This window comes from Kitasatospora sp. NPDC040550, from assembly GCF_055594965.1.
In genome coordinates this window covers 14870-28944 of sequence record NZ_JBVIWC010000002.1, presented here as the reverse complement: position 1 = coordinate 28944, position 14075 = coordinate 14870, and the positions used below count along the sequence as shown (strand labels likewise).

Sequence of the window (14075 nt, the reverse complement as noted above, 5' to 3'; positions counted from 1 at the left end):
CAATACGCTGAGCGCGTTTCGGTTGACGGGGAGGAAGGCATGCTGCTACGGCTGCTGGGGTCGGTCGAACTGGTCCATGAGGGGCGCTCGCTGGACCTGGGCGGTCCGCGGCAGCGGGTGGTCCTGGCGATGCTCGGACTGAACGTCAACCGGACCGTCTCCACCGGACAGCTGATCGACGCGGTGTGGGGGGACGCGCCGCCGACCACGGCCCGCGGACAGATCCAGGTCGCCGTCTCCACCCTGCGCAAACGTTTCACCCAGGCCGGTCGGCCGGAGGCGATCACCACCCGCTCCCCCGGCTACGCCCTGGAGCTGGAGCCCGCCGACGTGGACAGCCTGGAGTTCGAGCGACTGGTCGCGCTCGCCCGGGAGGAGGGCGGCGCGGGCCGCACCGAGCGGGCGGCCGCCACCCTGCGCGAGGCGCTGGCGCTGTGGCACGGACCCGCGCTGGACGGGGTGCCCGGCGAGCTCGCCCAGCGCGCCGCGACCCACCTGGACGACCGGCGGCTGACCGTGCTGGAGGAGCGGGTCCGGCTGGACCTGCTGCTCGGCCGGCACGGCGAGCTGGGCGCCGAACTGGCCTCGCTGACCGCCCGCCACCCACTCCGGGAGCGGCTGTACGGGCAGCTGATGCTGGCGCTGTACCGCTCGGGCCGGCAGGCGGACGCGCTGGAGGCGTTCCAGCGGGCCCGCCGGGCGCTGGTGGAGGAGATCGGCATCGAGCCGGGCCAGGAGCTGCGGGAGCTGGAGCGGGCGATCCTGTGCCAGTCCCCCGGGCTGGACCTGCCGGGGCACCGCGACGGGCATGCCCGGCACACCGCCGCCGACCCGGCCGCACCGCCGCTCGCCCCCGCACCGGCGCCCGTCCCCCAAGTGCCCCCGGTGTCCCTGCCGATGCCGCCCGCCGACCGGGGCAGCGCGGACCGGGCCACCGCTCCCCCGCCCGCCCCCACGGCTCCCGCCGCGCACACCACCCACACCGTCCAGGGCACCCACACCACCCACACCGTCCAGGCCACCCTCACCACCCACCCGGCGCACCCCGCCGCCGAGACCGCCTTCCGCCTCACCCCTCGCCAACTCCCGGCCAGCATCAGCGACTTCATCGGCCGCCGGAACCAGCTCGACGAGATCAAGAAGCTGATCGTGCCCTACGCCGGCACCCAGGCCCCCGGCTACGCGGTGCCGATCGTCAACATCTGCGGCCCGGGCGGGGTCGGCAAGTCCGCGCTGGCGGTGCGCGCCGCGCACGAGGCCGGCGCCCACTTCCCGGACGGCCACCTCTACGCCGACCTGCACACCCCGACCGCGGAGCCGGGCTCCCCCGGCGAGGGCGAGGGCCGGACCGGGACGCTGCTCGCCCGCTTCCTGCGGGCGGTCGGGGTACCGGCCAAGGCGATCCCGGAGGACCCGCAGGAGCGGGCCGAGATGTACCGCAGCCGGCTGGCCGACAGCCGGGTCCTGGTGGTCCTGGACGGGGTGACCAGCGCGGAGCAGGTGACGCCGCTGCTGCCGGGCAGCGCCAGCTGCGCGGTGCTCGCGACCAGCCGGGTCCGGCTGGCCCGCGTGCCGGGGATCCACCGGGTGGACGTCGAGGTGTTCGACATGTCCAACGCGCTGGACCTACTGGCGGGCATCATCGGCAGACCGCGGGTCCAGGCCGAACTGGACACCGCCGTCGAGCTGGTGCACCTGTGCGACGGGCTGCCGCTGGCGCTGCGGATCGCCGGCGCCCGGCTGGCCTCGCACCCGCACTGGCCGGTGGAGCGGCTGGTCCGGCGGCTGCGCAACGAGCGCCGCCGACTGGACGAGCTCAGCCACCACGGCCTCGAACTGCGCTCCACCATCAGCCTCACCTACCGCGCCCTGCCGCCCTCGGCGCAGCGGCTGTTCCGGCTGTTCTCCCTGGTCCAGCTGCCGGACGCGCCCGCCTGGATCGCGGCGGCGCTGCTGGACTGCGACCCGTGCACCGCCGAGGACACCCTCGACCTGCTGGTCGAGGCCCAGGTGATGGACATCGTCCAGTACCCGAACCAGCCGGGGCCGCGCTACCGCTTCCACGACCTGGTCCGCGCCTACGCCCACGAGCAGTTGGTGGCCACCGAGGGCGTGGGCGAGCGGGAGGCCGCGCTGGCCCGGATGCTGGGCGGCTGGCTGGCCCTGGCCGAGGACGCCCACCGCCGGGAGTACGGCGGCGACTACACCGTCATCCACGGCACGGCCGAGCGCTGGCGGCCGCCGCTGGAGGGCCGCTCCGGCGCGGCCGGGACCGGGGTGGACGGCTGGGACACCGAACGGCTGGCCCTGGTGACGGCCGTGCGGCAGGCCGCCGCGGCCGGACTGGACGAACTCTGCTGGGACCTCGCGCTCACCTCGGTCACCCTGTTCGAGGCCAAGGGGCACTTCGACGACTGGGAGGAGACCTCCCGGCTCGCCCAGGAGGCGGCCGTCCGGGCGGGCAACACGGTCGGCCAGGCCGCGATGCTCTACTCGCTCGGGACCCTGCACATGTTCCAGACCCGGCACGAGCAGGCCCAGGAGCACTTCGCGCTCGCCCGGGAGCTGTTCGAGGCGGCCGGACACGACCACGGCCGGGCCCTGGTGCTGCGCAACGACGCCTTCCTGGACGGGGTGCGCGGCGACGACCTGGCGATGCGGGAGAAGTACGACGAGGCGCTGACCGTGATGCGGCTGGTCGGCGACCGGATCGGCGAGGCCCACATCCTGCGCAGCCTGGCCGGCTGGTGGATGACGGCGGGCCGGCCCGAGCGGGCCCGTGCCCTGCTGGAGCAGGCCCTGGTGATCTGCCGGGCGGAGAACTGCGTCCGGGTGGAGGCCCAGGTGCTGCAACGGTTCGCCGAGCTGCACCTGTCGGCCGAGCGGACGGACCTGGCCGAGGACGCCCTGCGGGAGGTGCTGCGGATCGTCCGGGCCGGCGGCGACCGGATCGGCGAGGCCTACGCGCTGCACGGCCTCGGCACGGTGCACCGCCGGGAGGGCCGGCTGGACGGCGCGGTGGACACCCTGACCCGGGCGCTGGAGCTGTCCCGGCAGGTCGGCGAGCGGGCCGTGGAGGGCCGCTCGCGCTACGCGCTGGCCGAGATCGCGCTGCGCCGGGCCGACCGCGCCCAGGCCGCCGGGCACCTCACGGCGTGCCGGAAGCTGTTCACCGAACTCGGTTCGAAGCCCTGGCTGGAGCGCACCGAGAACCTGCTGGCCGAGTCGCGGCGCAGCCCCGAACCGGCCGCCGAGGCCGGACCGGCGCTGCGCCTGGGGAGCCGCCCGGACCGCTGCTGACCACCGGAGGGCAGTCCGGCCCACGGCCCGGCCCGGGCCGAGCCCGCCGACTACCCTGCCGCGAGGGGCTGTTCGTCCGCCGCCCGCCCGATCAGCTCGGCCAGCTCCGCCACGGCCAGGCTGCCGGGCTCGCGGCGCTCCCGCACCCAGCGGTGCACCAGCTCCTGGAACAGCTCGTTCACCGGCGTCGGCACCCCGCAGCCGCGCCCCAGCAGCACGATCTCCCCGTTCAGGTAGTCCACCTCGGCGGACCGGCCGCCCCGCTTGAGGCTCTGCCAGGTCGAGCCGTGCCCGGCCCCGGGGTCCGACGGCCGACGCTCGACCGCGCCGAGGCGCAGTTCGGTCAGCTCCTCGGAGGTCGCGAACGCGATGCCCGAACGCTCCAGCACGGCGACGGCCTCGGCCCGCGCCCGGACGGCCAGGGCCGCGGACTCCGCCCCGGGCCGCTGTCCGCACAGCGCGTCGACGGCGTTGGCCAGGTTGTCGACCAGCTTGCCGTACTTCCAGCGCAGCACGTCCTCGACCACCACGGCCCGGAAGTCGGCCGCGGTGAGGTCGGCGGCGATCTCCCGGACGGTGTCGTCGGCGCCGTCCGGGTAGCGGCCGAGGGCGAGGGCGCCGGTGCGCGGCCCGCACCAGGTGCGCACCTCGCCCGGGGTGAGGAAGGCGGCGGGCAGCACGACCATGGCGCCGTACACCCGGCGGAAGTGCCGCAGCGCCAGGCGCTCGTTCTCCACCCCGTTCTGCAGGCAGACCAGCGGCAGCCGGGCGCCGGCCCGGGCCCCGGCCGGGCCGACCGGGCGGTCGGCCCAGTCGGCCAGCGCGGCCGCGGTGTCCTGGGTCTTGACGGCCAGCAGCAGGACGTCGCCCTCGCGCAGTTCGACCTCCCGCGGGCCGGCGGCCACCGGGATCCGGGCGGTGTCCGCCCCCGCCGGGCCGTGCACGGTCAGCCCGTGCTCGCGCAGCGCCGCGCCGTGCTCGCCGCGCGCGACCAGGACCACCTGCTGCCCGGCCCGGTGCAGCCGCGCGCCGACCACGCCGCCGACCGCCCCGGCGCCGATCACGATGTACCGCTTGCCCACTAGTCCTCCCAGCTGATCCCGTTCGCGTACCACGCGGCCAACTCCTCGGCGTTGGCAGCGATTTCGGCCGCGTCCCGGCCAATGATCACATAACCGCCGAGGTAGTCCCCGGACTTCTCGCCACCGTGGTAGCGGTGTCCGATCGTGCCCTTGATCCGCTCCTCGACCACGAAGGACGGCGGCTGCTGCGGCAGCCCGGTCAGCCGGCCCCGCCCGGGGTAGAACAGCACCCAGCCGCCGGAGCCGCCCGGCGGCACGGCCCGCAGCTCCTCGCCCCGGGGGATCCGCTCGCCGAGCTGGGCGGCGAACCAGCGCTGGTCCAGGTCGAAGCCGGTGGCGGCGCGGATCGCCCCGGTGGTGCGGGCCCCGCCGGTCCGGCTGGCCACCTCGCAGAGCACCAGGCGGTCGTCGGGGGTGAGGAACACCTCCAGGTGGAAGTTGGTGCAGTCCGGGGTCGGCAGCACCGTCAGCACCGTCTCGGCGTACTCGATCAGGCGGTCCACCAGCGGCTCGCCCCGGTTCATCTGGGCCGAGCCGAGGTAGCCGCCGGAGTGGAAGGTGAGGCAGTCGTTGAGGTAGTGCGAGACGAACACGGCGGCCGGCCGGCCCTCGGTGACCAGGCCGTCGACGACGTACATCCGGCCGTCGACGAAGCGCTCCACCTCGGCGTGCTCGGGCAGGCCCTCGGCGAGCAGGTCGGTGAGGTCGGCCTCCTCGCGCAGCACCACGGTGCCCTTGGAGCCGGAGCCCAGGGCCGGCTTCACCACCACCGGGTAGCCGTGCTCGCGGATGAAGCCGAACAGGTCGAGGGCGACCCGCACCGGTGCGAACTCCGGTACGTCCAGGCCCTTCTCGCGCAGCATCGTCTTCATCAGGACCTTGTCGCGGAAGGCCAGGGCGCTGTCCCAGTGCTGGCCGGGCAGGCCGAGCAGCTCGCGCAGTCGGGCGGCGCGCAGCACGTCCCGCTCGCCGCGGGCGATCACCGCGACGAAGCCCTCGTCGGCCAACTCCATGGCCACCCGCTCGAGTTCGCTGCCGCCGTGGTAGCCGGAGATCGACCGGGCGGCCGGCAGGTGGGCGTACTGCGGGTACTTCTCCTCGGAGACCAGCAGGGTCAGCCGGACGCCGAGTTCGGCCGCCCAGACGTCGTACGGGGTGTCGGCGTGGTCGCTGTCCACCAGCACCAGGGCGTGCGGGGCGGTCGCCCCGGTGGCCGGCTGCTGCGGCGGTCGTGCTTCCGTCTCCATTGCTCCTCCAGTCGGATGGTGGGCGGGGGTGGGCTCCCGGCCGCTGTCGGCTCCCGGCCGGGGGTCGGCCTCCGGGGGCCGGGTCAGCTCCCGGCCAGGGCGGGCTGGGCCACCGGCCGCATCACGCCGTGCAGGTGGACCAGGCTGTCGCCGGGCGCGCCGTGGCGGACCTCCGTCACGGCGGCCGTGACCACGTGGTGGTCGCCCAGGGTGCGGACGTCGTGCCGGGTGCAGACCAGCCAGCTCAGGCAGCCGTCGAGCAGCGGGACCTGGTGCGGACCGGCGTGCCAGCGGGTGTCCGGACCGAAGCGGTCGGCGCCCGGGGTGGCGAACAGCCGGGCCAGCTCCTGCTGGTGGGCGCCGAGGATCTGGACGCCGAACCACTCGCTGTCCCGGACCCGCGGCCAGGTGCTGGACGTCTGCGCCAGGGCGAAGGAGACCAGGGCCGGGCTGGCGCTGACCGAGGTGAAGGAGGTGATCGTCACCCCGACCGGCCCGGGCGCGGTGAGCACCGCGATCCCGGCCGCGTGCGGGCGCAGCGCGCCGCGCAGGTCCTTGGCGTCGACGCTCACTCGGCGGCTCCCGGGCCGGGGGCCGGGGCGGCGCCGACCAGCCGGTCCGGGCGGGCCGCGATGGTGGCCAGGGTGCGGGCCGGCGGGCCGGCCTCGGCGGGCGCGGTCCGGATCGTGATCCGGGCGGCGAGGGCGCTCGCCCGCTCGGCCGCGTCCCGGCCGTCCCGGCCGCGGGCCAGCACCAGGCCGCAGCGGTCGTAGGACCAGGCGATCGGCACCACGGTGTCGCCCGGGGCGACGCTCACCGAGGCATCGACGACCGCCGGGTCGGCGCGCACCCCGTCCAGGCCCTCGACCGAGGCGACCACGCCGGGTTCGGCGGTCAGGAAGCGGATCGAGGCGCCGCAGGACGGCTCCCCGGGCCGGACCGGGTCGGTGCGCCCGGCGTACCAGAGGAAGGCCAGGGCGTCCGTGTCGATCCCGTAGACCTCCTTCACCAGGTCGGTGATCCGGTCCCCGCCGCGCCGGCTGTGCGACTCGACCAGCCGGGGCCCCTGCGCGGTGAGGATCACCTCGGTGTGCGCGGGGCCGTCGGCCAGGCCGACGGTGTCGAGCATCGCGAAGACCAGTTCCTCGACCCGGCGGGCGGTGGCGTCCTCCAGCGGGGCGGGCTGGGTGTGGCCGACCTCGACGAAGGAGGCGAGCTTCTCCTTGGCCGTGAAGGCGAGCACCACGTGCCGGCCGGCGTAGCTGAAGGTCTCCACGCTGATCTCGGTGCCCGACAGGAACTGCTCCATCAGGAAGGAGTGCAGTCCGAACCCGGCCGCCCAGGCGCCCGCCTCGTCCACGGCGGCGAGGTCCTCGACGAAGCGCACCCCGAGGCTGCCGGAGCCGTAGCGCGGCTTGATCACGGTCGGGCCGTGCTCGGCCACGAAGGCGCGGATGTCCTCGGCGGTGTGCCCGATCCGGGCCGCGACGGCGTCCACGCCGCGCTCGGCGAGCAGGGTGCGGAAGGCCAGCTTGTCCTGGAGCACCTGGACGAGGTCCAGCCCGTTGCCGGGCAGGCCGAGCCGGGTGGTCGCGGCGGCGGCCGGCTCCAGGCCGTCCTCGATGATCGAGACCACCCGGGCCAGCGGGCGGGACCGGTGCACGGTGGCGAGCAGTTCGGCGACGGCGGCGGGCTCCCGGTAGTCCGTCAGGTAGGCCTCGGCGACGTGCGCCAGCCCGGCCGGGTCCAGCTCCTGCGGCCCGTACACCCAGACGATCTCGAAGCCCGCGGCGCGCACCTTGCGCAGGGTGGCGGGGGTGCCGCCGATCACGGCGATCCGCGGGGCGGGGGTCAGCTCGGGGCCGTTCACGACCGCAGCTCCCGTCCGGCCTCGGACTCCAGCCAGCGGACCAGCTCGACGTTGTCGGCCTGCTCCGGCAGCTTCTCCCGGGCGTCCTCCCAGAGCGCCCGGCAGGCCCGGCCCAGGTCGGAGCGGCCGCCGGCGTCCGCCAGCAGCCGGTCGGCGATCCGCAGGTCCTTGAGCATCAGCCGGAGCGCGAAGCCGGAGTCGAAGGTGCCGGTCAGCACGTGCGCCGGGAACTTGGTCTCGGAGGCGTGGTTGCGGCCGGTGGAGGCGTTCACCACCTCCAGCATGACGGCCGGTTCGAGGCCGAACGCCCGCCCGGCGAGCAGGACTTCGGCGGTGGCGGCGAGGCTGACCGAGGACAGCAGGTTGTTCAGCGCCTTCAACGCGTGCCCGGCGCCGGAGGGGCCGACCCGGTACACCCGACCGAGCGCGGTGAGCGCCGGCTCGGCCAGGTCGAGGGCCTCCGGGTCGCCGGCCGCCATCAGGGTCAGCTCGCCACCGCGGGCCGCCGCCGGGCTGCCGGAGACCGGGGCGTCCACCACGTGCACGCCGTACCGGGCGGCCAGTTCGCGCAGTTCGCGGGTGTCGGCCGGGTCGCTGGAGCCGGTGTCGACCAGCACCGAGCCGGCCGCCATGGCCGGCAGCAGCTGCTCGGCGACGGCCCGGACGGCGGCGCCGTCCGGCAGCATGGTGACCACGACCGGCGCGGCCAGGCCGGCGGGCGCGGCGGCGGCGGTGATGCCTGGCTGCTCGGCCGCCCGCTCGGCGGCGGCGGCGTCCAGGTCGAAGGCCGCCACCTCGAAACCGGTCTCGGCCAGGCGCCGGCACATGCCGCCGCCCATCGTGCCGAGTCCGGCGAATCCGATCCGCATGGTCGGTCTCCCTACGTTCGCATCCATCACGTTGTCGTCAATTCGGTTTCCCGGGCGGTGAGTTCGGCGTGCCCGGCGAGCGCGACCCGCTCCGCCGCGGCGCCGGTCAGCGCGAACACCGCGGCCGCGCCGATCCAGCCGACCGCGCCCGAGCCGAGCAGCAGCCCGGTGACCACCACCGGTCCGAGCACCCGCTGGCCGGCCAGGCCGAGGCCGAACACGGCCAGGTAGCGGCCGCGCGCCTCGGGCGGGGCGAGCTCGATGGACAGGCTCCAGGTGGCCGAGGTGCTGACCACCTCGCCCACCGACAGCGCCACGATCGCCAGCACCAGCATCAGGACGGACGCCGCGCCGTGCACCGCGCCCGCCGCGGCGAAGCACAGGCTGCAGGCGGCCAGCGCCACCCCGCCCCACAGCAGCATCCGGCTGCTCCGCCGCACCTCGTCGGCGAGCCGGCTCACCGGCAGCTGGGCGACCACCACCAGGACGGTGTTGAGCGCGTACAGCACCGACACCGTGGCGTGCGGGGCGGTGGTGTGGTCCAGCACCCAGACCGGCATCGCCACCAGCAGCAGCACGTCGAAGAAGGACAACAGGAAGTTCAGGCCGGTCAGTGCCAGGTAGTGGCGGTCCGGCAGGGCCCGGGGGCCGCCGCCGACGGGGGTGGCGGCGGCGGCCGGTCGGGTCGGGGCGGGCACCCGCAGCACCAGCACGGCGCCGCCCAGGAACGCCGCGGTGATCAGCACCATGGTGATCCGGTACGCCTCGACGGTGTCGAGGGTGAGCGTCACCCCGCCGGCCATGGCGCCGAGCCCCAGGCCGATGTTGCGCACCACGTTGACCAGGCCGAGCAGCCGGCTGCGGTCGCGCTGTTGCGGCAGCGCGGCCGCGACCAGGGCCTGGAGCACCGGCGGGCCGGCCCGGTCGAAGGCCACCGAGAACAGGGTGACCAGCAGGTACTGCCAGAGGTCCGTCACGAACGCGAAGGCGAGAAAGCAGAGTCCGCGCCCCGCGTAGACGGTGGCGAGCACCCGCCGGGCGCCGTGCCGGTCGGCGAGCACCCCGGCCAGCAGCGAGCCGGCCAGGGCGGCGGCGCCGGCCACCGCCAGGCCGGTCGCCACCTGGTTGGCGCTCAGCCCGACGTGCCGGGTGAACCAGGCGATCGAGCTGGCCGTGAACAGGCCGATGCCCAGGGACTGGACGAGTGCGGCCAGGGCCAGTCGGCGCCCTTCGGCGGAGAGCTCCCGCAGACCGACCGGCCGCCGCATCACTCGGCCCCGAAGTCGAAGTCGACCAGTTCGGTCAGCTCCATCTCGCGCACGATCCGGCGGATCCCGGAGAAGTCGCGCACCAGCAGGTTGTTGCCCGCGGCCCGCCGGCAGTCCGCGACGATCTCCTCGGCCCGCTCGAACCCGGCGTGCCTGAGGATGCCGGGCCAGACCGCGAAGTCCTGGGCGACGAAGGCGTTCAGGGCCTCGGGCAGGGCGTTCACGAAGGCCCGCTGCTGCTCCTTGTTCAGGTGGGTGTAGAGGCCCTTGGCCACCTCGACCATCACGGAGGAGTGGGCGGACTCGTCGCGGGCGTGCAGCCGGGGCACCAGTGCGTGCAGCGGCTGGACGGTCTCGTCGCGGGAGAGCAGCTCCAGGTAGGCGTTGACGCTGATCTCCGAGACGGTCGTCCAGACCAGCTTGAGCAGGTCGCGCTCCCACTTCTCGGAGACCTTGGCCTCGGCCTCCAGCAGCCGCCGGTAGGTGACGGTGTGCGGGTAGGCCGGCTCGGCGGTCACCTCGCGCAGCTCCCGGGTGCGCTGCATGGCGACCATGTGCATGTAGGTGTGCCACACCTCGTCGACGTGGGTCTGCTGCACCGCCCGCTTGGTGTGCACGCCGTCGGCGCCGGGGAAGACGCCGTGCATGATCATCGCGAAGGTCGGGTTGGCGACGTACTCCTCGGCGGCGATCACCCGCTCGTTGTAGACCAGCCAGGCCAGCGTCTGTACGGTCCGCCGCTGCTCCGGGGTGGCGGCCAGCCAGAGCGGGTGATCGGCGAAGGGCAGCAGCCGCTCGGGGTAGTCGGGCAGCGCGGCGTCGTACTCCGCGGGGTCGGGGTCGGTGATCCGGTCCAGGTCGGTGCGGACGGTGGCGCGGCGCGGCCAGGACGCGGCGAGCCGGCGCAGCACCGTCTCGTCGATGCCGTGGGCGTGGTCGTCGTGCCCGTCCGCGGCGTCCGGGGCGCCGGGGGTGTCGAGGTCGTGCAGCAGGTCGGTCAACGGTCCTCCTCCTTGCGGGACACCGCGTCGATGACGTCGGCGAGCAGGGTGATGCCGTGCGTCAGCCGGTCCTCGGCGAGCACGATCGGCGGCATGATCTTGAGCACCTGGCCGCGCGCACCGGTGGTCTCCACCAGCAGCCCGGCGGCGAACGCGGCCCGCGAGACCTTGTCCGCGAAGGCCGGGTCGGTGAAGCCGAGGCCGCGGATCAGGCCCCGGCCGCGCGGGGTGCAGCCGAGCGCGGCGAAGCGCCGGGCGAGGTCGGCCAGCAGGCCGTCCAGCACCTTCACCCGGGTGGCCAGGCCCTCGGTGAACGCCGGGTCGGCCCAGTGGTCCAGGACGGCGGCGGCGGTGACGAAGGCCAGGTTGTTGCCGCGGAAGGTGCCGCTGTGCTCGCCGGGGCCGAGCTGGTCCAGCTCCGGCTTGACCAGCACCAGCGCCATCGGCAGCCCGTAGCCGCTGATCGACTTGGACAGGCACACCAGGTCCGGGGTGATGCCGGACTCCTCGAAGCTGAAAAACGTGCCGGTCCGGCCGCAGCCGGCCTGGATGTCGTCGACGATCAGCAGGATGTCCCGCTCCCGGGCGACCTGCGCCAGCCGGCGCAGCCACTCGGGGGTCGCGGTGGCCAGGCCGCCCTCGCCCTGCACGGTCTCCACCACGAAGGCCGCGGGCTTGTCCATGCCGCTGCCCGGGTCGTCGAGCATCCGGGTCAGGTAGTCGATGGTGTCGACGCCCTCGCCGGCGAAGCCCTCGTACGGCATCCGCACCACGTTGGCCAGCGGGACGCCGGCCGCGTCGCGCTTGAAGGCGGTGGCGGAGGCGGCGAGCGCGCCGAGCGAGAGGCCGTGGAAGCCGCCGGTGAAGGCGACGATGTCGGTGCGGCCGGTGACCCGGCGGGCCGTCTTGAACGCGGACTCGATCGCGTTGGTGCCGGTCGGGCCGGTGAACTGGACCCGGTAGGAGAGGCCGCGCGGGGCCAGCACGACCTCCTGGAAGCGCTCCAGGAAGCGGCGCTTGGCGCCGGTGTGCAGGTCCAGCCCGTGCACCGGGCCGTCCGCGAGCAGGTAGTCCACCAGCGCCTGGCGGGCGTCGGCCGGGTTGTGACCGTAGTTCAGCGCGCCGGCGCCGGACAGGAAGTCCAGGTACTCGCGGCCGTCCTCGTCCCACATCCGGTGCCCGCTGGCCCGGGTGAAGACCGCCGGGAAGCGCCGGCAGTAGGTGCGGATCTCGGACTCCAGCTGGTCGAAGACCGCGGTGCCGGAGGAGGGGCCGGCGGGGAGGGTGGTCGTCATCGGGCGCTCCAGGGCTCGGTCGCGGAGATCCGCTCGGTCTCCTCGGGGGTCAGGACAGTGCGCGGCGACAGCGGGAAGCTGCCGTCCAGGGTGAGCCCGATCAGCTCGCGCAGGCGGTCCGCGATCAGGTCCGGGGTGTAGCGGGTCGGGGCCTCGGCGGCCTCGATCACCGCGGTCGGCGGGAAGAACCGGCCGCCGCGGGCCGGGCGGACCACCGCGTCCCAGACGTTGAGGCTCTGTCCGCCCCACTCGGCCCGGCCGCTGAACACCGAGTACAGCGGGATGCCGGCGGCGTCGGGGCGGCTCAGCGCCCGGTTGACGGGCTCGCTGACCATCTCGACGATCAGGCCGGCCGCGCCCGCGTCCCGCACCCGGCGGGCCTGGGCGAACATCCGCTCCGCGCCCTCGACGCTGTCGCCGTGCCGGCTCAGCTCGCCGCGCTGCGGGGTGTAGCCGAGGTGGCCGAGGGTGGTGCCGCCGGTCAGCGCGAGCGCCTCCAGGCAGTCCAGGTCGCCGTCGCCGGCCAGCTCGACCTTCACCGCGTCGGCGCCCGCCGCCCGGAACCGCTCGCCGGCGGCGAGGGCGGCCGCGGGGCTCGCGGTCGCGCCGTCCGGCAGGTCGGCCAGCAGGAAGGGCCGGCGGTCGGCCGGGAAGTGCGCGTCGATCGCCTCGCGCACCTCGGCGACCAGCCCGGTCAGGGTGGCCAGTGCCCACTCGCGCTCGGCGTCGTCGGCCAGCGCGGTGCTCGGGCGGCCCAGGTGGGTCATGAAGTAGGAGTCGCCGACCATGACGCACTCCAGCGGGCAGTCGGCCAGCTCGGGCGCCTCCAGCGCCCGGGCCAGGCCCTCCACCTCGTAGCCCCGGTAGGCGTTGACCTTGAGGCCGACGCGCGACGGCGCGTCGTAGCGGCGCAGGAACGGAGCCAGGCCGGAATGCTCCAGGACCACCGTGTCAGTGCTCATCGATGCCCTCCCCGTAGATCTTGTTGATGCGGTCGATCGCCTCCGCCACCAGCGGCGGCGGCGCGGCGGTGAAGCAGAGCCGGGCCCAGTCGGCGCAGTGGGCGCCGAACACCCGGCCGGGGGCCAGTCCCACGCCCAGTTCGGCGCAGCGGCGGACGAAGCGTTCGCCGTCGCCGTACGCGGCCAGGTCGAGGAAGGTGTACAGCCCGCCGGAGACGGCGGTGTGCGGGACCTCCAGCTTGGAGTCCGCGAGCCACCAGGCCGCGGCGGCCCGGTCGCGGCGGCGGGTGAGCTCCTCGGCCGGGGTGCGCAGCGCCTCGTACGCGGCGAACTGGGCCGCGGTGGAGACCGAGTAGAGCGAGTGCAGCGACCACTTGGTGAGCGGCTCGGCCAGGCCGGGCGGCGAGACCAGGAAGCCCACCCGGGCGCCCGGCATCGCGTAGGTCTTGCTGCAGCTGTACACCGAGAAGGTGCGCTCGGCGGCCCGCCCGACGGTGGCCGGGTCGACGAAGCCGGTCCGGGTGAAGTCGTAGTTCTCGTAGGCGTTGTCGGCGATCAGCCACAGGTCGTGCCGCTCGGCCAGCTCGGTGAGCGCCGCCAGCTGGGCGTCGCTGAGCCGGTAGCCGGTCGGGTTGTTGGGGTTGTTGAAGTAGATCGCCCGGGTGCGGGCGGTCACCGCCCGCTCGATCACCGACAGGAAGTCGAAGTCGGCGTCGGCGCTGAGCTCCAGGAAGACCGGCACCTCGCGCGGCACCCCGCCGGCCGCCCACACCAGGCCGGTGGCGAACAGCCACTGCGGGGACAGCACCAGCACCTCGTCGCCCTGACCCAGGATCGCGTGCAGCACCACCGAGATGGCGTGGGTGCCACCGTTGCTGACCAGCACCTGCGCGGGCTCGACCGGGCTGCCGCGGCGGGCGGCCAGGTGCTCGGCGAAGGCCTCGCGCAGCTGTCGGACGCCGCCGGGCGGGGCGTGCTGGTGGGCGGCGGTGGCGAACTCCTCGGCGTTCCACGGCCGGGGGCGGGCGCAGGGCTCGAAGACCGTCTTGCCCTGGTGCAGGCCGATCGGGGCCAGGTCGCCGCTGCGGCTGAGCAGTTCCTCCACCTGGACCAGGGGCGAGGGGGGAATCTCTCTGAGGTCTCGTGCCAGTGACGGCATGCTCGGGTGCTCCTCGGGTTCT

General features: G+C 74.9%; 11 protein-coding genes. 1 reads left to right on the top strand and 10 read right to left on the bottom strand.

All coding sequences use genetic code 11. The features are described from left to right. Positions 1-39 precede the first annotated feature (39 nt). Positions 40-3300: an AfsR/SARP family transcriptional regulator gene (locus ACZ58X_RS02925; RefSeq protein WP_470331912.1), complete on the top strand. Its 3261-nt coding sequence runs from the start codon at positions 40-42 to the stop codon at positions 3298-3300. 50 nt (positions 3301-3350) lie between these two features. On the opposite strand, the gene ACZ58X_RS02920 is transcribed toward ACZ58X_RS02925, so the two are convergent. The 10 genes from ACZ58X_RS02920 to ACZ58X_RS02875 form a co-directional block, all read right to left on the bottom strand. Then, the gene (locus ACZ58X_RS02920) at positions 3351-4382 is read right to left on the bottom strand and encodes a ketopantoate reductase family protein (protein WP_470331911.1); all 1032 of its coding nucleotides are present in this window, start codon (positions 4380-4382) and stop codon (positions 3351-3353) included. Continuing rightward, positions 4382-5629 (bottom strand): ATP-grasp domain-containing protein, encoded by a 1248-nt coding sequence (locus ACZ58X_RS02915; protein WP_470331910.1) that lies wholly within the window; start codon positions 5627-5629, stop codon positions 4382-4384. Before ACZ58X_RS02915 ends, ACZ58X_RS02920 begins: the two co-directional genes overlap by 1 nt. A gap of 83 nt (positions 5630-5712) precedes the next feature. Further along, on the bottom strand, positions 5713-6201 hold the full coding sequence (locus tag ACZ58X_RS02910) for a flavin reductase family protein (RefSeq protein WP_470331909.1): 489 nt from the start codon (positions 6199-6201) through the stop codon (positions 5713-5715). After that, positions 6198-7499, bottom strand: coding sequence for an ATP-grasp domain-containing protein (locus tag ACZ58X_RS02905; RefSeq protein ID WP_470331908.1), 1302 nt, complete (start codon positions 7497-7499; stop codon positions 6198-6200). The genes ACZ58X_RS02910 and ACZ58X_RS02905 overlap by 4 nt, the downstream gene beginning before the upstream one ends. Further along, on the bottom strand, positions 7496-8368 hold the full coding sequence (locus tag ACZ58X_RS02900; protein WP_470331907.1) for an NAD(P)-dependent oxidoreductase: 873 nt from the start codon (positions 8366-8368) through the stop codon (positions 7496-7498). The genes ACZ58X_RS02905 and ACZ58X_RS02900 overlap by 4 nt, the downstream gene beginning before the upstream one ends. 26 nt (positions 8369-8394) lie before the next feature. After that, positions 8395-9636 (bottom strand): MFS transporter, encoded by a 1242-nt coding sequence (locus ACZ58X_RS02895; protein WP_470331906.1) that lies wholly within the window; start codon positions 9634-9636, stop codon positions 8395-8397. Then, positions 9636-10637: a diiron oxygenase gene (locus ACZ58X_RS02890; RefSeq protein WP_470331905.1), complete on the bottom strand. Its 1002-nt coding sequence runs from the start codon at positions 10635-10637 to the stop codon at positions 9636-9638. Before ACZ58X_RS02890 ends, ACZ58X_RS02895 begins: the two co-directional genes overlap by 1 nt. Then, positions 10634-11932, bottom strand: coding sequence for a diaminobutyrate--2-oxoglutarate transaminase (ectB, locus tag ACZ58X_RS02885; protein ID WP_470331904.1), 1299 nt, complete (start codon positions 11930-11932; stop codon positions 10634-10636). The genes ACZ58X_RS02890 and ectB overlap by 4 nt, the downstream gene beginning before the upstream one ends. Continuing rightward, a complete protein-coding gene (locus ACZ58X_RS02880; protein WP_470331903.1) occupies positions 11929-12894 on the bottom strand; it encodes a 3-methyl-2-oxobutanoate hydroxymethyltransferase in 966 nt (321 codons plus the stop codon). Before ACZ58X_RS02880 ends, ectB begins: the two co-directional genes overlap by 4 nt. Next, entirely contained in the window at positions 12884-14053 is a 1170-nt protein-coding gene (locus ACZ58X_RS02875; protein WP_470331902.1) for a pyridoxal phosphate-dependent aminotransferase, read from the bottom strand. The genes ACZ58X_RS02880 and ACZ58X_RS02875 overlap by 11 nt, the downstream gene beginning before the upstream one ends. Positions 14054-14075 lie beyond the last annotated feature (22 nt).

Excerpts from the sequence above, each read along its gene's own strand:
- ectB (WP_470331904.1), bottom strand. The coding sequence starts at position 11,932 with ATGACGACCACCCTCCCCGCCGGCCCCTCCTCCGGCACCGCGGTCTTC.
- ACZ58X_RS02900 (WP_470331907.1), bottom strand. The coding sequence starts at position 8,368 with ATGCGGATCGGATTCGCCGGACTCGGCACGATGGGCGGCGGCATGTGC.
- ACZ58X_RS02875 (WP_470331902.1), bottom strand. The coding sequence starts at position 14,053 with ATGCCGTCACTGGCACGAGACCTCAGAGAGATTCCCCCCTCGCCCCTG.
- ACZ58X_RS02915 (WP_470331910.1), bottom strand. The coding sequence starts at position 5,629 with ATGGAGACGGAAGCACGACCGCCGCAGCAGCCGGCCACCGGGGCGACC.
- ACZ58X_RS02925 (WP_470331912.1), top strand. The coding sequence starts at position 40 with ATGCTGCTACGGCTGCTGGGGTCGGTCGAACTGGTCCATGAGGGGCGC.
- ACZ58X_RS02895 (WP_470331906.1), bottom strand. The coding sequence starts at position 9,636 with ATGCGGCGGCCGGTCGGTCTGCGGGAGCTCTCCGCCGAAGGGCGCCGA.
- ACZ58X_RS02880 (WP_470331903.1), bottom strand. The coding sequence starts at position 12,894 with ATGAGCACTGACACGGTGGTCCTGGAGCATTCCGGCCTGGCTCCGTTC.